This is a genomic window from Pseudomonas sp. TH41 (genome assembly GCF_016650695.1).
Lineage (GTDB): Bacteria > Pseudomonadota > Gammaproteobacteria > Pseudomonadales > Pseudomonadaceae > Aquipseudomonas.
Map to the genome: position 1 here is coordinate 225,094 of NZ_JAEKFH010000005.1, position 17,081 is coordinate 242,174.

A 17,081-nucleotide genomic window follows, 5' to 3' on the forward strand; every position below is an offset into this window, starting at 1 on the left:
TGCCTTCACATGGGAGACTTCGCTGTACACCAGCCAGGACGGAACTGGAAACCCAACGCGTCCCTGGTCCGGTACTCACCAGGTGTGCGAAGCAAAACATGTGCCAACCCGCAACAGGAGGTGGCCGATGTTATTCATAGTCAGTTGGTCGATCAGCCCGGACAATCGCAACGCCGCAATCGAACGTTTTCTCAAGACCGGGGGCGCCCCACCCGCAGGCGTCAAGATGCTGGGCCGCTGGCATGCGGTCGGAGGTTCGGCCGGCTTCGGGATTGCCGAGGCCAGTGATGTGGTGCCCATTCAGAAATGGGTGCTGGACTGGAACGATCTCATGAGCATGGAAGTCCACGCGGCATTGACCGACGAGCAAATGGCGCCGCTGCTGGCAGCCACTGTCGGTAAATAACAGGACTCCATTATCGTTTCCAACCGGTGTACGCAAACCCTGTAGGAGCTGCCGCAGGCTGCGATCTTTTGATCTTGTTCTCCGGCAATTTCAGCGTTGCCAACGCTCAAAAGATCGCAGCCTGCGGCAGCTCCTACGGGTTTTCCTATCGCACTTTGCGCAACAGAAAGTGCGACAGCGCCGGGATCAGTACCAAGGCCCCGACCATATTCCAGATAAACATGAACGTCAGCAGGATACCCATGTCCGCCTGGAACTTGATCGGCGACCACGCCCAGGTAATGACGCCGGCGGCCAGGGTGATGCCGACCAGCGCCACCACTTTACCGGTGAACGCCACGGCGTTGCGGTAGGCCTCGGTCAGCGACAACCCGGCACGTTGCTGCGCCAGTTGCACGCTCAGCAGGTACAACGCGTAATCGACGCCGATACCCACACCGAGGGCGATGACCGGCAGCGTGGCGACTTTTACACCCATGCCCAGCCAGACCATCAACGCCTCGCAAAGAATCGACGTCAGCATCAACGGCACCACCGCCACCACCACCGCGCGCCAACTGCGAAAGGTGATGAAGCACAACACAACCACCGCGCCATACACGTAGAACAGCATGGTGCGATTGGCCTCGCGCACGACGATGTTGGTCGCTGCTTCGATCCCGGCGCTGCCAGCGGCGAGCATGAACTGGCGCTCGGGCGTACTGTGCTCGCGGGCGAAAGTTTCGGCCACCTGCACCACACGGTCGAGGGTTTCGGCTTTGTGATCCGACAGATACGCCACGATTGGCATCATTGAACAATCGTTGTTGAACAGATCCGGGCTGCTGACCGAGGCTTGCTGCGCGCCGTAATTCAACACGTTCTGGTTACGGGCGATGGTCAGCCACTTCGGGTTGCCTTCGTAGGAACCGGCGGTGATTTGCCGCACGGCATTGACCAGCGACACGGTGGTTTGCACACCCGGTTGCTGCTGCAACAGCCAGCCCAAGCGATCAGCTTCCACCAGGGTTTCGTACTTCAGACAGCCTTCGCTGGGGGTCTTGAGCATGATCGCGAACTGATCGCTGGACAGCGAATAGTTGGCGGTGATGTAAGCGTTGTCGCGGTTATACCGCGAGTCGGAGCGCAGTTCCGGGGCGCCAGGGTCGAGGTCACCGATCTTCAGGTGATGGCTGACGACGATCCCGCCCACGGCCAACAGACCGGCGATGGTCACCGCGACAGTGGCCCAGCGACGTTCGGTGAATTTGTCGAGAAAACTCCAGAGTGCGCCGATGCCTTTGCCGCGCAGCTCTTTATTCTCGGCGCGCAGACTGCGTTCGGCCGCCTTGCGACTGACGCCCCAGTAAGACAGCAACACCGGCAGCAGCACCAGGTTAGTGAAAATCAGCACAGCGACGCCGATGCTGGCAGTGATCGCCAGGTCCTGGATCACCGGAATGTCGATCAACATCAATACCGCAAAGCCCACGGCATCCGCGAGCAACGCGGTGAGACCCGCGAGAAACAAGCGGCGGAAGGTATAACGCGCGGCGACCAATTGATGGGTGCCACGCCCGACATCCTGCATGATCCCGTTCATCTTCTGCGCGCCGTGGGACACGCCGATGGCGAACACCAGGAACGGCACCAGAATCGAAAACGGGTCCAGGGCAAAACCGAACATCGCGACCAGCCCCAACTGCCAGGCGACGGCAATCACCGAGCAGAGAATCACCAGGGCCGTGCTACGCACACACCGGGTGAAATAGAAGATGATCGCGGTGGCAATCAGCGCGGCGGCGCCGAAGTACAGCATGACCTGCATCAGGCCATCGATCAGGTCGCCGACCAGTTTGGCGAAACCGATCACACGAATCTTGATCGGGCCTTTGCCCTCTTCGCCCGCAACGCGAACGCTGCCGGCGAACTCATATTTGTCGCGTAGTTTTTCTTCAAGGGTTTTCGAGAACTGGTGGTAGTCGATGCCCTGCCCCGTGACCGGGTCTTTCTCCAGCAGCGGCACGAAAATCATGCTCGACTTGAAGTTGTTGCCGATCAGGCTGCCGACGATCCCCGAGCGGGCGATGTTCTGCCGCAGTTGCTGTACGCTTTGGGCCGAACCGTCATAGGAATCGGGCATCACCGGGCCACCCTGAAAACCCTCTTCAGTGACTTCGGTCCAACGCACAGCCGGGGTCCACAGCGACTTCATCCAGGCACGGTCGACGCCCGGGGTCACGAACAGTTCGTCGTTGATCTCCTTCAAGGCGTCCAGATAATGCGGGGCGAAAATGTCGCCGTTGCTGCTCTCCACCACCACCCGCACCGCGTTGCCCAGACCGCGCAAGGCCTGTCGGTTTTCCAGGTAGTTTTTGATGAAGGGCTGACTCTGCGGGATCATCTTTTCGAAGCTGGCATTGAGCGTCAGCCGCGTAGTCGCGAAGTAACTCAGCGTCACCGTCACCAGCAGGCAGACCAGCACCACCCATAGACGGTTATTGAAAATCAGCCGTTCCAGACCGTTTCCGGAGCGGGCATCGAAGCCCTTGAGCTCACGGATGACCGGCATTGTTTCGAGTTCGTGGTGACCCATGATGGTGTTCTCTGTGTAATGCCGGACTTATTCGAGGGGCAACTGTCGCAGGCCACGGGTGCCCGCGAGCACCAGTGAACCGCCGCTGGCCATTTGCGCGGCGGCGACCGGGGCCAGTGCGGTGTGTGGCTGGATGTTAAAACTGGCACCGTCGTCGGTACTGACCAGCACATGGCCGGCCTGACTGACCAGGACGATCCGGCCGTCGGCAGTGACGGTGCTGGCAGTAATGCTCAGCGGCAGGCCGAGATCGATTTTGGCCCAGCTCGCCCCGCTATCAGTGCTGCGGAAAACGTTGCCGCGCAGACCGAATACCAGCGCGGCACCCGGTTTACCGGTAATGCCGAAGAAGCTGCCGTTGTACGGCGTAGGTAGTGCGTTGAAACGACCGCTCGCGCGATCCAGCTTCATGACCAGGCCCTGTTCACCGACGATGAACAACTCATCGCCGACCGGACGCAACGCGTAAAGATTCAGGGCACTGGGGTTGTCAGTACGCTCCAGCAAAGGCGTCCAGTGCACGCCGCCATCATCGGTGCGGAAAATCAGGTTGAACGCGCCGACGATGTAGCCGACCCGCTCGTTTTCGAACCAGACATCGAGAAAGGGTTTGTCGGCGCCCTCTTCGACCATGCGTTGCGCTTCGCCGACCCGTGCTTGCAGGCCAGCATCGTCCGGTTGGCTGGCGAGTTGACGTTGGTAGTAATCAAACATGAGCGGGCCGACCTGACGCCCGTCCAGTTGCCGGCTCCAGGTCTGGCCTGCATCGCTGCTGTGCAGCACCACGCCGTCGTGCCCCACCGCCCAACCTTGTTGCGGGGTTGGAAAATGCACCGCGACCAAGTCGGAGCTGACCGGCACCTGCGCCTGCTGCCAGTGCTCGCCGGCGTCATCGGAGTAAAGAATGTGCCCACGTTGGCCCACGGCAACCAGTCGGCCACCCGCCTGAGTCAGCCCGGTCAGCGTCGATTGAGCGGCCAGATCACTCTGCAGTGCAGGCGTGTCGAGCACATCGGCAAATTCGCCGGCAATCACCGGGCGGGTAAACGGAACGGCCATCGCTGCCGACAGTGCGGCGAGCAGAAACCACTTGATCATTGTCATTATTATTATCTCGGAGAGCACACCACTGCTCCCTGTAGGAGCTGTCGAGTGAAACGAGGCTGCGATCTTTTGATGTTGTCTTTCAAGAGCAAGATCAAAAGATCGCAGCCTCGTTTCACTCGACAGCTCCTACGGGGATTTGTGGGGGTTTAACGGATACCGGTGCCGGCCAGCGACTCGGCGGACCACTGGGCTTTGGACAGTGGATCGATGTACTTCAAGCCACCGTAAGGGCCGTAGAAACCGTTCACGTTGTAGGCACCGGAAACCAGGTCATAGAGCATATGGTTGATGGTGTCCGGGGCCTTCACGTCATAGCTGTAGGTCAGGTGCGAGAAGCCGCCACGGTAGAGCTGGCCACGCGCGTCATACTCGTCGGACGCCAGAGCGATCCAGCTGTCCTCGTCGAGGTAGAAGGTACGTTTGCTGTAGATGTGGCGCTTGCCCGGTTTGAGCGTGGCCTCGACCACCCACACCCGGTGCAACTCCCAGCGCAGCAGGTCAGGGTTCACATGGTTGGCCTTCATCACGTCGGCCGCGTCCTTGTGGTAGCTCAGCTTGTAGGTGTTGTACGGCACGTAGAGTTCTTTCTTGCCGGCCAGCTTGAAGTCATAACGGTCCATCGCACCGTTGAACAGGAAAGCGTCGTCGTAGGTCGCGGCGCCGACAGTGCCTGGGTTTGGCGTGTCATAGGCCAGGTCCGGCGCCAGTTTCACCCGACGTTGTCCAGGCAAGTATTGCCAGGCGCGACGCGGTTGTTTCAACGGGTTGACCGAGTCCATCAGCAGCAGCGCTTCACCGGCACGACGGGCCGGGCCGGTGTAAGTCAGCTTGATCTTGTAGAAGGGTTCATCGGGTGTCACAGGTCCCACTGCTCGCGTCGAGGCGTAGAGCGGGTATTCAATGTTGAAAACGCCTGTGGAGCTCAATGATGCAGCGCCGGACGAGTCAACGTTCCAGGAATCATATTTGTTGGTCATGGCCACGCCTTGATAGCGCAGCAAGTGGTTCCACATCGCTTCGTTGCCGTCCGCCGGGATCGGGAACGGCACACCCGGCAGAACGTTTTCCAGGCTCAGGCCACCGTCGGTGGTCTTGGCGGTCACGGCGTTTTTCGCGGTGTTGTCCAGCACCCCTTGCGGCAGCGCAACGCTGCGGTGAGTCGGGTAGACGTCGAGGCGATAGGACGGATAGCGGCTAAGCAACGCCTGACTCGTCGCGGTGAGTTTGTCTTTCTGCTCGGCCAGGTTTTTGCTGGTGATCACCAGACGCGGCTTCTCAGCCTCGAACGGGTCCGGGCGGAACGCGTCGCCGGTTTTGAACCCGGCCGGGATCGCGGTCAGGCCACCGGTGTACGCCGGAATGCTGCCATCGGCGTTGGCGGCTTTGTCAGCGCCCACGGCGGTCAGGCTGGTGCCGAGTTTCGCGGCCTGGTCGGCACTGACCGCCGCATGGGCGGAGCCTGCGACGGCCAGCACCAGGGCGGTGGCCAATACTGATTTGATGAAATACATGGGGTGTCTCCTGTTAACGCACAGCTCGAAGATCAGAGGGTGGTTTTGAAAGTGAAAGTGACCATGCCGCGATCCTTGAGCTGGGCCACGGTACCGGCAAACGCTGTGGCTTGGCCGGGAACGCAGTTGTACTGACCATTGGCACCCGGCGCAGCTCCGTCGCCATGTACCGAGGCGTTACCCGCAGAACCGCAGGTGTCGAAGTCGCCGAAGTTGTCGACGTACTTGAGGTCGAAACGATATTGGCTGCGCACGTCCATGCCGACGCCGACCGAGTAGCTGCCGGTGCCTTTGTTGCCGCCCAGTTGCACGGAGGACTGACCCGCGAGACCGACGTTGTAAGTGACCGGCAGGGACATATCGATGCCGGGGAAGACCTGGTACCAGGTCGGGTTGAAGTTCATGCCGAGGATGTAGTTGTCCTTGGAGACCTTGTCGACGCCGTGATACCAATCCTCGCCTTTGAACAGTTGCTTGTTATCCGTCACGTCGAGCCAGCGGCTATAGCCGAGTTCGACCAGCAACGAGGAAGTATCCCAGAGCGGGGTTTCGCCAAACGTGGTCAGACCGTTGAGCACGGCGTGTACGGTATTACCGCGAGCGACGCCGTTTTGGCCGTCAAAGCTGGCAATAAAACCCGGTGCATTCGCCGCACCCAATGTCGGGTTGACGGTCGCCGGAACGCTGGACAGCGGCATGTTGTGGCGATAGTTGAGGTCGAAACCGACGCTCACGCCGGCGATGCTCTTGGCCAGGCTGAAGCCGTAGACGTCGATGTCATCGACGTAGAACTGGTTGTAACTGCCGGCAGTACCCGAGATCAACTGAGCCGGGCCCACCGCGGTCGGTTGCAGCACCAGGTTAGGCAGGATGTCCGAGGTTTTGCGGTAGTAGAGGCCCAGGGTGCCGTCGAGCCACGCCGGGCTCCACTTGGCCATCAGGCCGAAGTCGCCGTGGTTGTCAGGGGTGTACGTGTGCCCGTTGGTGAGGCGCAGGAACTCATTGGCGCCCAAAGGACCAGGCGTCCCGAAACGAGGATTCTGTGCAGCGATCAGCGACAGGTTGTGGCCACCGCTCTGGATGCCGTCGTTGAAGCCCAGGTACGTGCCCGACTCCGGCAGCCGTGCGGCGTCCCAGTCGAGGAAGTACTGCGCGGCCAGGGTCAGTTCCTGGTTGACGGTGAAGCTGGTGGACAGCTGGTTACGCGGGATAAACAGCTCTTTGGCTTCGGTGCCCGGTACCGCGAGGGCCTTGGACAAGTCGAGACCCGACTGGCCATAACTGTTGCCGTGAGCGAAAGCCAGCACGCTCTCGCCCCAGTACAGGGTGTGCTTGCCGGCCTTGCCGCTGAGCAGCGATTCATCGCCGATTTCGGTGCTGCCAAACACAAAGGCGTCGAGGATCTCCGAGGACGGGCCGTTGTAGTAACGATCGGCATAGCCACTCTGGTGCTGCGAATCAGGCTTGCCGTTATTGAGCTGGTTGGTCGACGGGTTATAGCTACCGATATCATCGTAGGCATGGTCATACCAGCTGTTGGCACTGACCCGGAAACCCATTTGTTTTTTGTACACCACGTCGAGTTCCGACAGCACGTCGAGACGTTGGGCGACAGGGCTACCGGACGAGAAATTGCGGTCGCCGTCGTTGTTGTTCCACGCATTGGCCAGCTTGCTGTTCGGCGCTTCGACACGCTGTGCATAGTTGAACTTCAAGGTGTTGTCGAAACGTACCGACACGTCCTCATTCCCCGTATCGAACTCGAACGCCTGCGCAGGCGAAATGCCCAGCCCGGCAAGAATCGCCGAAGCCAGAAGCCCGCGCCGCAGATTTGGATGGCAGATCTTATTGTTGTTATTCATCTAGCGTGCTCGCCTTCTCTGTGGATTCACGAAAAGTCATTCAGGAAAATGCCGATTCCGGCTGCGCCCTGCTCTAAGGGGCACACGCTGAATCGGTCGAGACTGTTGTATCGCGAGGGGTGGGTGGGTCGCCGGTCAATTGGGCCAAATCATCGGTCAGCACAACGTGGGCGCGACAAAGCACCCATCGCGCACCCGCCGATACCCCCGATCTCCCCGATTTCCCTCTGTAGGAGCTGCCGAAGGCTGCGATCTTTTGATTTTGCTTTTAAAGGCAAGATCAAAAGATCGCAGCCTTCGGCAGCTCCTACAGGGGGGCGTGCATTCTCGAAACATGCCGAAAACGCTTCGTTAATCCGATGTGCGCAGCACCGGCTAACGTTTACCCGACAACATCTTTATGGAGGGCAACGGAATGCCTGTCGCTGCAAACGGATGTCACCTGCGCAAGGGGCGGGTTTCTGAATCGGGGCGGGTTTATTTGCTGACTGCCATCACTTATCAGCGAAAACCAGTCTTTGCAGATTGGCGGGTGGGACGCCTTCTGGTCGAACAACTGCGTAGTGCAGACAGCGATGGTGACCTCAATGGCCTGGGTCGTCATGCCCGACCACCTTCATTGGTTGTTTCAACTGCAACACGGTGCCCTGTCTGAGCTTGTGTGCCGCATCAAATCCCGAAGCAGCCGCTCGATCAATCTCATGCGGGGCGATAGCGGCCGATTATGGCAACAGGGTTACTACGACCGTGCTTTGCGCCGCGATGAGAACCTTAAGGACGCCGCGCGCTACATCGTCATGAATCCGATACGCGCGGGCCTGGTGAAACGCGTAGGCGATTACCCATTATGGGATGCCATTTGGATTTGACACAGACCCCCAGTAGGAGCTGCCGAAGGCTGCGATCTTTTGATCTTCTCGATATTGCTGAAAATCAAGATCAAAAGATCGCAGCCTTCGGCAGCTCCTACAGGGCCGCGACAAATTGATCTTCAACCCTGCTGACGAAAATCCGTGGGCGATAACCCGGTCCACCGTTTGAAGGCGCGGGTGAAGTTGCTGGTGTCGCTGAAGCCCAGCAGAAAGGTGATTTCCGTGACCGGGCGTGAGGCCTGGCTCAGGTAGCTGCAGGCCAGCTCCTTGCGGGTGTCGTCGAGCAATTGCTGAAAGTTTGTTCCGCGCTGGGACAGTTTGAGTTGCAACTTTGTCGGGCTCATGCACAAGGCGCTGGCCACCTTGTCCCGGGTGCAATCGCCGTCCGGGAGGAACTCGATGATCTTCTGGGTCACACCCGTGATGACGTCACTTTTATCCAGACGTGCCAGATAGCTGATGATGATGTTGTCGTTGACCTGAGCCAGTTCCGGGCAGGATCCGCTGAGCGCCTGCACAAGCTCAGCCTTGTCGAACACCAGCAAGCTGGAAGCCTGACCGAACAACACCGGCGCCCTGAACAACGACAGATACGGCCCGGCGCCCTCATGGGGCATCGGTCGGCACAATTCGACTCGTAAAGGCTTGAACTCCTGTTTGTAGAGCAACCGCATCGTGCGTATCAGAAACCCGAAAAACGCATCTTCGGTCTCGCTGCAGAGCTCAAGCAAGTGATCGAACCGCATCAGGACCTGATCGTCAGTCTGGGTGACATTGGCCTTGGCGACCTGGGATACCAAGCGGAAATAGCGCTCCAGCCGCCGACAGAAATCCATCAACGTGCCGCTGGCCGCCAGGGAATAGCCCAAGGCATGCAGGTGAGTCAGATGAATATGCTTGGCCACGGCCAGCCCGAAATACGGGTTGTTGGTCACATCGACGCAGGCTCGATACAGACGCGTCATCGTAGCGACCGGTAAACGGGTCATCGGATCGGTGGAGACACCCAGCGCAATCCCCATGGCGCTAAAAATCCGTTTGCTGTCCACACCACTGGCGTCCAGCGCCCGGGCGATGGCCACGGTGTAGCTGCCAATGGTGGTGGGTTGTAACGTCTCTTCACGCAACGAAATTTCGTCGCCCGACGTCTCCATTTTCGAATCTGACATGTGCCTGCCTGTTGGGGATGCGAACGCCGATACTCGCTCTCGATTTTGCATCGGTCAATGATCAGTCAAGGATCTGCCCGCGATGTTCCAGTGCTTGGCGCGATAGCCACCTTCCCCGCTGACCAGCGAATTCATTCAATTGACCAGTGACGAAACGTCGATGTGCTCACAATGCGCTCAAGTTATGCCTCGAATAAAGAGAAGAAAAGCATGAGCCAGATCGCAGAATTCGATTACATCGTGGTGGGCGCGGGCGCTGCCGGCTGTGTGGTCGCCAGTCGACTGTCAGAAGACCCGGCTGTTTCGGTGTGCTTGCTGGAGGCCGGTGGCCCGGACACCAATCCGCTGGTGCACATGCCGGCTGGCGTCGCGGCCATGGTGCCGACCTCGATCAATAACTGGCAGTATCAGACTGTGCCGCAGACGGGGCTGAATGGCCGGGTCGGTTATCAGCCTCGGGGCAAGACCCTGGGCGGCAGTTCTTCGATCAATGCCATGGCCTACCACCGTGGCCACCCGGAAGACTTCGACCGATGGGCGGCGTTGGGCAACCCAGGATGGAGCTATCAAGAGGTGTTGCCGTTCTTCAAGCGCGCCGAGCACAACGAACACTTCAAGGACGCGTTGCACGGCCAGAACGGCCCGCTCAATGTGCGCTTCCACTCCTCGCCCAATCCGTTTGGCGAAACCTTCGTCGAGGCGGGTATTCAGGCGGGTTACCCGGCGTGCCCCGATCAGAACGGCGCGAGCATGGAAGGTTTCGGCCGCGTGCAGGTGATGCAAAAGGACGGACAGCGTTGCAGCGCGGCCAAAGCCTACCTGACACCCAACCGCCACCGGACGAATCTGCACATCGAAACCCACGCCCACGCCACGCGAATTGTCTTCGACGGCAAGCGGGCCGTTGGCGTTGAGTTCGTGCAGAACGGCGTAAAGCGCCGTGTGCACGCGCGCCATGAGGTAGTTCTGAGTTCCGGCGCCTTCAACTCGCCGCAGCTACTGCTGTTGTCCGGTGTCGGTCCGACCAACGACCTGCTGAAGCTCGATATCCCGGTGGTTCATGAACTGCCGGGCGTGGGCCAGAACCTGGTCGATCACATCGATTACGTGCACTCCTACCGCGTCAAGTCGCGCCACCTGATCGGCCTGTCGCTGGCAGGCGTCTGGGACATGACCAAAGCCGCTATCCGTTACTGGCGTCGTCGCAGTGGTCCGCTGACCACCAATTTTGCCGAGGCCTGTGCGTTCGTCAAAACCTCTGCCGAGTTGCGTCAGGCCGACATTGAACTGGCGCTGACCATTGCCATGTTTGCCGACCATGGCCGCACGCTGTATCGCGGTCACGGCCTTAGCGTGCATGCCTGCCTTCTGCATCCAAAGAGCATTGGGCAACTGAAACTGGCCAGCGCCGACCCCATGGTGCCACCGCTGATCGACCCGGCATTCCTGACCCACCCGGACGACATCAAGACGCTGATCCAGGGCTATCGAGTGATTCAAAAAGTCATGGCGACAAACGCCTTCAAGGCCTTCAACCCACAGGACGTGATTGAAACGCCGATGAACACCGACGCCGAGATCGAACAGGTCCTGCGCAACCGTTCCGACACCCTCTATCACCCGGTGGGCACGTGCAAAATGGGTACGGATGCCATGGCGGTGGTGGACGCAACGTTGAAGGTTCACGGCATGGAAGGTTTGCGTGTGGTCGACGCCTCCATCATGCCGACTATCATTGGATGCAGCACCACGGCAGCCACCGTGATGATCGGCGAAAAGGCCGCCGAATTTATCCGCCTGCATCGCGCGGCCAGCGCCTCTACCGCATCGGAGGACGATCATGCGTCCAGCACGCTTCATCACCCCGCATAAGTTGCTGACGGTTGCAGCCGTTGTCGAACTGGCTACCGGGGCGGCGTTGCTGCTCACACCCGGACTGTTCAGCCATCTGCTGCTGGGGATTGCCGGAACCGACGCCACCAACCTGTTCGCGCGGTTCTTTGGTGTTGCGCTAATCGCGTTCGGCATTGCCTGTTGGCCACGGCCGGACAGTATCGCCGCGATCCGCGCGATGCTGTTCTACAACGGGGCCATCGCGTTGTACCTGGCGTATGTCGGCGTGTTTGTCAGCAGCGGGTTGTTGCTGTGGCCCGCCGTTGTTTTTCACGCCGTGATGACTGCGTTGTTTCTCCGTCGTTAACGTCCCTGCAGGGATGTGTAGGAGCGAGCTTGCTCGCGATGGACGTGAACGATGACGCGTACTGTCTGGAAAAATGCGCCGCCTTCAAATTTATCGCGAGCAAGCTCGCTCCTACGATCCATGTTGGAGCATTTTGATCTTCCCCCCAAAATTCTATTGATCCAAAGGAGTACTCGCATGGGCGTATTGGACGGCGTTCGTATCGTCGAAATCGCTGGCATCGGCCCGGGGCCGTTTTGTGGCATGTTGCTGGCCGACATGGGCGCCGAGGTGATTCTGGTCGAGCGTGCCGGCACCAAGGGCGGTGACATGCTCGACCTTGGCAAGCACGCCATCGTCAATCGAGGCAAACAGTCGATCGCCCTGGACCTGAAGGATCCCGAAGCCATCGAAGCGGTGTTGCGCCTGATCGAAGGCGCTGACGCACTGATCGAAGGCATGCGCCCGGGCGTCATGGAGCGTCTCGGCCTCGGTCCGCAGGTCTGCCTGGCACGCAACCCGAGGCTGGTTTACGGGCGCATGACCGGTTGGGGTCAGCAAGGCCCATTGGCGCAAGCAGCCGGCCACGACCTCAATTACATCGCGCTGTCCGGCGCCTTGTGGTTCAGCGGCGAGGCCGGTCAGCCACCGATGGCGCCCCCTACGCTGGTGGGCGATCTGGGCGGCGGCGCGTTGTACCTGGCGATGGGTATTCTGGCCGGGATCATCAACGCCAGCACCAATGGCGTCGGCCAGGTGGTGGACGCGGCGATTGTCGATGGCAGCGCCAACCTGATGAACCTGTTGCTCTCTGCGCACTCTGCGGGCCAACAACCACTGGAGCGCGGTTGCGGGCTGCTCGATGGCGCGCACTGGGCACGCACTTATGCCTGCGCCGACGGCTTGTTCGTCAGCGTGCAAGCCCTCGAACCGCAGTTCAATGCGCTGCTGTTCAACAAACTCGGCCTGGGCGATGACCCGGATTTCAAGAGTCCGTACGATCCACGCCTGTGGGCACCGTTGCGCGAGCGATTGACGACAGTGTTTGCCAGCCAACCGCGCCAGCATTGGATCGACCTGCTGGAGGGCAGCGATGCCTGCTTCGCTCCAGTACTGACGCCGGCCGAAGCCCTGACGCACCCGCACATGGCGGAACGTGGTGTGTATTCGCGCAACGACGGTGTACTGCAAGCGGCGCCGGCACCACGCTTCTCGACAACCCCTTCGGTGGCCGGCGCAGTGCCCAAACGCGGCGCAAACGGCGCACAGATACTGCGTAAAGCAGGTTTGAGTGACGCCCAGATCGAACGACTGATTATCACCTGAACACCGCAATCCCTGTGGGAGCGGGCTTGCTCGCGAAAGCGGTGTGTCATGCGACGTTGATGTCGACTGACACTCCGTCTTCGCGAGCAAGCCCGCTCCCACAGGTTCTGCATCTGGTCTGCCGGTTATTTTTTCAGGAACACTGCGACTGGACTGTCCTCGCGCAATGCGTGACAGGTATTGAGCAGCTTGCCCGTGGCGGTGCGATACGCCTCGACATCTTGCGCCGTGCGTGGCGCAACCATCGCCCGGGCCATGGGAATGGTCTGAAAAGCCGTCGTCGCTATCGGCAGCAACAACTCGGTCAAATGCACACACCCGCCAATGCCGCCGAACAATTCTTTGATTCGGCGCGAAAACCCCGGCCCGACCCGCTCGCCGAGCAGCTTTTGATAAGCCGAGGCCGCGCCGCGACATTCGCTGGTCGGGACGTCCGGCATGCCCACCTGCACCTCACGCACGACGAAGTCATCGTCCAGCGTCAGGCGAATCAACATGCCGTGATAGGTCTGCCCCGCCGCGACCGTCCGCCCTTCAGCGAGGGTCACGGGGTGCGTCTTGCTGTCGCTTAATCGGCCTTCGATGTCCCACAACCCATCGGCACGCAAGTACCCCTGGCACTCGACCTTGCGCCGATGGATCAGGCGACGGCCCCACTCATCCACTTCATCGATCATGATTTCGCCACGTTCTGGCGACGACGGCGCCATACCAGCACACCCACCAGCGCCACGCTGATGGCAAGCACGGGCGGCGCGGCGGCCTTCAACTTTGGAATCACCACGTGTTTCAAGGCATACATCTGCCCCTGGTGCATGTAGTCATAACCGACGGGCATCGGCAGCACGCCGTTGGTGCGGGCATATTCGGCGTAGTCAGCCTGCATGCGCTGGAAACGCTCCGGCATCTGCTCCTGCAAGTCGACCACTTCACCGGGATCGGTGGCGATGTTGTAGAGGTGCCATTGTTCGTTGCCGACCGGTTTAAGGCTTTTCACCAGTTTGTAATCGCCCTTGAACAGGGCGGCGCTGCCCGAGAGCTCATAACCGATGGCCTGGTCTTCGGGGTGCACCCGCTCGGCACTCCCTTGCAGCACCGGCACCAGACTGCTGCCGATCAAGGGTTCGACGACTTTGCCCTGGTAATGACCGTCGTGCGGTTTGACACCGGCCACGTCCAGCAACGTCGGGACAATGTCGGTGACGTGGGTGAATGTTTTGGAGATGTGATTAGCCTGAATGCCGCGCACACCTGAAACGATCAACGGCGTGCGCAACCCGCCTTCGCCTGCAAAGAACTTGTAGCCACTCAACGGTGATGCGGCCGCGCTGGCCCAACTTGGACCGATGCTGGTGAATGCGCCCTTGCTCCCCAACCGGTCGAGCTGACGGGTGTAGTTCATTTCCAGCCACAACCGGATCGCAGGAATGGCGTAAGGGTCAGTGGGCTCACTGCCGTTGTCAGACAGAAACACAAACACCGTGTTGTCGTACTCGCCCGTCGCTTTGAGATGAGCGATCAGGCGACCGATCTCCCGGTCCATGGTTTCACCCATACCGGCATAGACTTCCATGCGTCGCGCTTCGTAGCGTTTTTCTTGCGCGTCCAATGCATTCCAGTCAGCGGTGCTGGCCATCGTCTGCATGCCGACACCCGCGGGAATCAGGCCCAGCTCAACGGCTCGATCACGACGGGCCTGGCGCAAGGCGGTCCAGCCTTCGTCATAGCGACCCCGGTATTTGTCGATGACGTCCTTGGGTGCCTGTACCGGAACGTGATTGGCCTGAAACCCCAGATAGGCGAAAAACGGTTTGCCGTCCTTGCGGTCGGCAGCGATGTAATCCATGGCTTTGTCGACGATAAAGGTCGACGAGTAATAGTCCTTCGGCAGGTGCGCTGGCTGACCGTTTTCGAACCAGGCGGCCTTGTCGTACAGCGGCGCATACGGACGCTCTTCCCAGTTGTCCGAGCCACTGTCAGCCTGGATGAATGAACGATCAAAACCACGGTTGCTGGGCAAGGTGTCGGGGGTTTTGCCCAAATGCCATTTGCCGGTGATGTAGGTGTGATAACCGCCGTCCCTGAGCAGGCTGGCAACGGTGATCGCACTATCGTTAAGCACGCCGCTGTAACCGGGTTTGCCCAGGTGCTCGTCGGGCATGGTTTCCGGCATGTTACCCACGCCGTTGCGGTGGTTATCGACGCCGGTCAGCAACATGGAGCGAGTGGGCGAGCACGAGGCCGTGACGTGGAAGTCTGAGAAGCGCACGCCCTCACGAGCCAGGGTGTCGATGTTCGGCGTGGCGATTTCGCTGCCAAAGGAGCCGACATCGCTGTAGCCCCAATCGTCGGCCACCAGTACCACGATGTTCGGGCGCTTGGGCGCCGCAAAACATTGAGTGCCAAACGCCAGGCAACACATCGCCAGAACAAGCGGTTTCAACGGGTTCATTCACGGGTTCCTTTGCGCGGTGGTGAAGATCAAAAGATCGCAGCCTGCGGCAGCTCCTACATTGATCGAGTGCATACAAAAAATCGCGGCGTACACACATCCCTGCAGGAGCTGCCGCAGGCTGCGATCTTTTGACTTTGCGAGGTTCAAGGTTTCAACAGAGCACCTATCACCCGTCGAAACAGCCTGCCGTAAGGCGGTCGCAACACGCCCATAACATCCCATCGCGGCGGCATGAACACCGAACGTTCGAGGCTGAACGCCTTGAATCCATACCCGCCACGATAACGACCAAACCCGGAATGACCGCAGCCACCAAAGGGCAAATCGGTCTGGAACAGGTGCTGCATCACTTCGTTGATACACGCGCCTCCCGAATGGGTACGTTCCAGTACATGCTTAGCCTCGCAGCGGTCGTCACCGAAGTAATACAGCGCCAGTGGCCGTGCATGCGCATTGATGTAGTCGAGCGCTTCATTGATATGGCGATAGCCGCGGATCGGCAGCAACGGGCCGAACACTTCCTCTTGCATCGCCAGTGTCGTGTCCGGCGGATCAACCAGCAGCGTCGGAGCGATCTTGCGCGAAGCGCTCAGGTCTTCGTTGGCCGGGTTGACCTCGATGACGCGAACACCCTGCTCCCGAGCGTCTCGCACACAGGCTTGCATCCGTTGGTATTGCCCCGGCGTTGCCATGGCCGTGTAGTCCGGATTGTTCAGCAGCGTCGGGAACATGCGCCGCAGTTCAACCTGCATGCAGCTCAACAGGCGCTCACGGTCATCCTCGTGCACCAGCACATAATCCGGCGCGATGCAGGCCTGTCCGGCGCTGACGCCCTTCCCGCCCCAGATGCGCCTGGCGGCGTTTTCCAGGTCAGCGCCGCGACCGATAATGGTCGGCGACTTACCGCCCAGTTCGAGGGTCAACGGCGTCAAGTGTTGCGCCGCCGCACGCATCACCAAGCGCCCGACGCGTGGGCTGCCGGTAAACACCAGGTGATCCAGCGGCAGGGCGGAGAATGCCGCGCCCAGGTCGGCACCGCCGATAAAGGCCGCCACCTCGGTTTCTTCAAACTGTTCGGCCAGCAGCTTAATCAACAGGCCTGCCGTTTCCGGTGACTGATCGGAGAACAGGATAATGGCGCGGTTGCCGGCCGCCAGCGCTTCGGCGAGCGGTCCCAGCGCGATGGCGATGGGAAAATTCCACGGTGAAATAATGCCGATCGTACCCAGCGGCTGGAAATGTATCGCCGCCCTGGCACCCAGCCAGCCACTGCCCAACTCGGCGCGCCGACGTTCCGGGCGCATCCAGCGACGCACATGGTCACGCGCGTATTTGAGCCCCTGGACGGGCAGCAGGACATCGGCCAACAGCGACTGGTCATGACTGCGCCAGGTAAAGTCGCGGGACAATGCCTCGCACAGTCGCTGCTGGTTATTTAGCAACAGATTGATGACTCGGTTGATCCGCTCAATGCGCAATTCGGCCGAAGGTGGCCCCTCCGATAAAGAGGCGGCTTGCTGGAGAGCGAGAACAGCCGCTACCCGCCCGGAGGCCGACAAGGCCTCCGCTTGCGCATCGTCATTCAGGGGAAGGTCATACAGCGACGAGTGCATGGTCGT

The 17,081-nt window shown here is 60.1% G+C and carries 12 protein-coding genes and 1 pseudogene; 5 read left to right on the forward strand and 8 right to left on the reverse strand.

The genetic code is table 11. The features are described from left to right. Positions 1 to 127: 127 nt before the first annotated feature. Positions 128 to 406: a DUF3303 domain-containing protein gene (locus tag JFU37_RS19525; protein ID WP_201117566.1), complete on the forward strand. Its 279-nt coding sequence runs from the start codon at positions 128 to 130 to the stop codon at positions 404 to 406. Positions 407 to 551: 145 nt separating this feature from the next. Here JFU37_RS19525 and JFU37_RS19530 read toward each other — a convergent pair whose 3' ends face one another. The 4 genes from JFU37_RS19530 to JFU37_RS19545 all read right to left on the reverse strand — a co-directional run bounded on the left by JFU37_RS19530 (position 552) and on the right by JFU37_RS19545 (position 7,461). Next, positions 552 to 2,981, reverse strand: coding sequence for an efflux RND transporter permease subunit (locus JFU37_RS19530; RefSeq protein ID WP_201117568.1), 2,430 nt, complete (start codon positions 2,979 to 2,981; stop codon positions 552 to 554). A gap of 27 nt (positions 2,982 to 3,008) precedes the next feature. After that, the gene (locus JFU37_RS19535) at positions 3,009 to 4,085 is read right to left on the reverse strand and encodes a WD40/YVTN/BNR-like repeat-containing protein (RefSeq protein ID WP_201117570.1); all 1,077 of its coding nucleotides are present in this window, start codon (positions 4,083 to 4,085) and stop codon (positions 3,009 to 3,011) included. A 149-nt stretch (positions 4,086 to 4,234) separates the two neighbouring features. After that, complete coding sequence (locus JFU37_RS19540) at positions 4,235 to 5,599, reverse strand: DUF1329 domain-containing protein (RefSeq protein WP_201117571.1); 1,365 nt, start codon at positions 5,597 to 5,599, stop codon at positions 4,235 to 4,237. 32 nt (positions 5,600 to 5,631) lie between these two features. Beyond that, the gene (locus JFU37_RS19545; protein WP_201117573.1) at positions 5,632 to 7,461 is read right to left on the reverse strand and encodes a DUF1302 domain-containing protein; all 1,830 of its coding nucleotides are present in this window, start codon (positions 7,459 to 7,461) and stop codon (positions 5,632 to 5,634) included. Positions 7,462 to 7,876: 415 nt separating this feature from the next. Between JFU37_RS19545 and JFU37_RS19550 the strand changes: the two are divergent. Beyond that, a pseudogene (locus tag JFU37_RS19550) lies at positions 7,877 to 8,330 on the forward strand (REP-associated tyrosine transposase). A gap of 122 nt (positions 8,331 to 8,452) precedes the next feature. Here the strand turns inward: JFU37_RS19550 and JFU37_RS19555 are convergent. After that, positions 8,453 to 9,502 (reverse strand): AraC family transcriptional regulator, encoded by a 1,050-nt coding sequence (locus tag JFU37_RS19555; RefSeq protein WP_201117575.1) that lies wholly within the window; start codon positions 9,500 to 9,502, stop codon positions 8,453 to 8,455. Positions 9,503 to 9,712: 210 nt separating this feature from the next. Between JFU37_RS19555 and JFU37_RS19560 the strand changes: the two genes are divergently transcribed. The 3 genes from JFU37_RS19560 to JFU37_RS19570 all read left to right on the forward strand — a co-directional run bounded on the left by JFU37_RS19560 (position 9,713) and on the right by JFU37_RS19570 (position 13,007). Next, positions 9,713 to 11,374 carry a GMC family oxidoreductase gene (locus tag JFU37_RS19560; protein ID WP_201117577.1) on the forward strand — a complete coding sequence of 554 codons (1,662 nt, stop codon included), beginning with the start codon at positions 9,713 to 9,715 and terminating at the stop codon, positions 11,372 to 11,374. After that, the gene (locus JFU37_RS19565) at positions 11,343 to 11,702 is read left to right on the forward strand and encodes a hypothetical protein (protein ID WP_201117579.1); all 360 of its coding nucleotides are present in this window, start codon (positions 11,343 to 11,345) and stop codon (positions 11,700 to 11,702) included. Before JFU37_RS19560 ends, JFU37_RS19565 begins: the two co-directional genes overlap by 32 nt. Positions 11,703 to 11,879: 177 nt before the next feature. Further along, a complete protein-coding gene (locus JFU37_RS19570) occupies positions 11,880 to 13,007 on the forward strand; it encodes a CaiB/BaiF CoA transferase family protein (protein ID WP_201117581.1) in 1,128 nt (375 codons plus the stop codon). A 125-nt stretch (positions 13,008 to 13,132) separates the two neighbouring features. On the opposite strand, the gene JFU37_RS19575 is transcribed toward JFU37_RS19570, so the two are convergent. The 3 genes from JFU37_RS19575 to JFU37_RS19585 form a co-directional block, all read right to left on the reverse strand. Beyond that, positions 13,133 to 13,717: a DUF2889 domain-containing protein gene (locus JFU37_RS19575; RefSeq protein WP_201117583.1), complete on the reverse strand. Its 585-nt coding sequence runs from the start codon at positions 13,715 to 13,717 to the stop codon at positions 13,133 to 13,135. Beyond that, complete coding sequence (locus JFU37_RS19580; RefSeq protein ID WP_201117586.1) at positions 13,681 to 15,459, reverse strand: arylsulfatase; 1,779 nt, start codon at positions 15,457 to 15,459, stop codon at positions 13,681 to 13,683. Before JFU37_RS19580 ends, JFU37_RS19575 begins: the two co-directional genes overlap by 37 nt. Positions 15,460 to 15,605: 146 nt before the next feature. After that, on the reverse strand, positions 15,606 to 17,075 hold the full coding sequence (locus JFU37_RS19585; protein WP_201117588.1) for an aldehyde dehydrogenase family protein: 1,470 nt from the start codon (positions 17,073 to 17,075) through the stop codon (positions 15,606 to 15,608). Positions 17,076 to 17,081 lie beyond the last annotated feature (6 nt).

Coding starts and splice junctions, on each gene's coding strand:
- JFU37_RS19525 (WP_201117566.1), top strand. CDS start 128: ATGTTATTCATAGTCAGTTGGTCGATCAGCCCGGACAATCGCAACGCC.
- JFU37_RS19530 (WP_201117568.1), bottom strand. CDS start 2,981: ATGGGTCACCACGAACTCGAAACAATGCCGGTCATCCGTGAGCTCAAG.
- JFU37_RS19535 (WP_201117570.1), bottom strand. CDS start 4,085: ATGACAATGATCAAGTGGTTTCTGCTCGCCGCACTGTCGGCAGCGATG.
- JFU37_RS19540 (WP_201117571.1), bottom strand. CDS start 5,599: ATGTATTTCATCAAATCAGTATTGGCCACCGCCCTGGTGCTGGCCGTC.
- JFU37_RS19545 (WP_201117573.1), bottom strand. CDS start 7,461: ATGAATAACAACAATAAGATCTGCCATCCAAATCTGCGGCGCGGGCTT.
- JFU37_RS19555 (WP_201117575.1), bottom strand. CDS start 9,502: ATGTCAGATTCGAAAATGGAGACGTCGGGCGACGAAATTTCGTTGCGT.
- JFU37_RS19560 (WP_201117577.1), top strand. CDS start 9,713: ATGAGCCAGATCGCAGAATTCGATTACATCGTGGTGGGCGCGGGCGCT.
- JFU37_RS19565 (WP_201117579.1), top strand. CDS start 11,343: ATGCGTCCAGCACGCTTCATCACCCCGCATAAGTTGCTGACGGTTGCA.
- JFU37_RS19570 (WP_201117581.1), top strand. CDS start 11,880: ATGGGCGTATTGGACGGCGTTCGTATCGTCGAAATCGCTGGCATCGGC.
- JFU37_RS19575 (WP_201117583.1), bottom strand. CDS start 13,717: ATGGCGCCGTCGTCGCCAGAACGTGGCGAAATCATGATCGATGAAGTG.
- JFU37_RS19580 (WP_201117586.1), bottom strand. CDS start 15,459: ATGAACCCGTTGAAACCGCTTGTTCTGGCGATGTGTTGCCTGGCGTTT.
- JFU37_RS19585 (WP_201117588.1), bottom strand. CDS start 17,075: ATGCACTCGTCGCTGTATGACCTTCCCCTGAATGACGATGCGCAAGCG.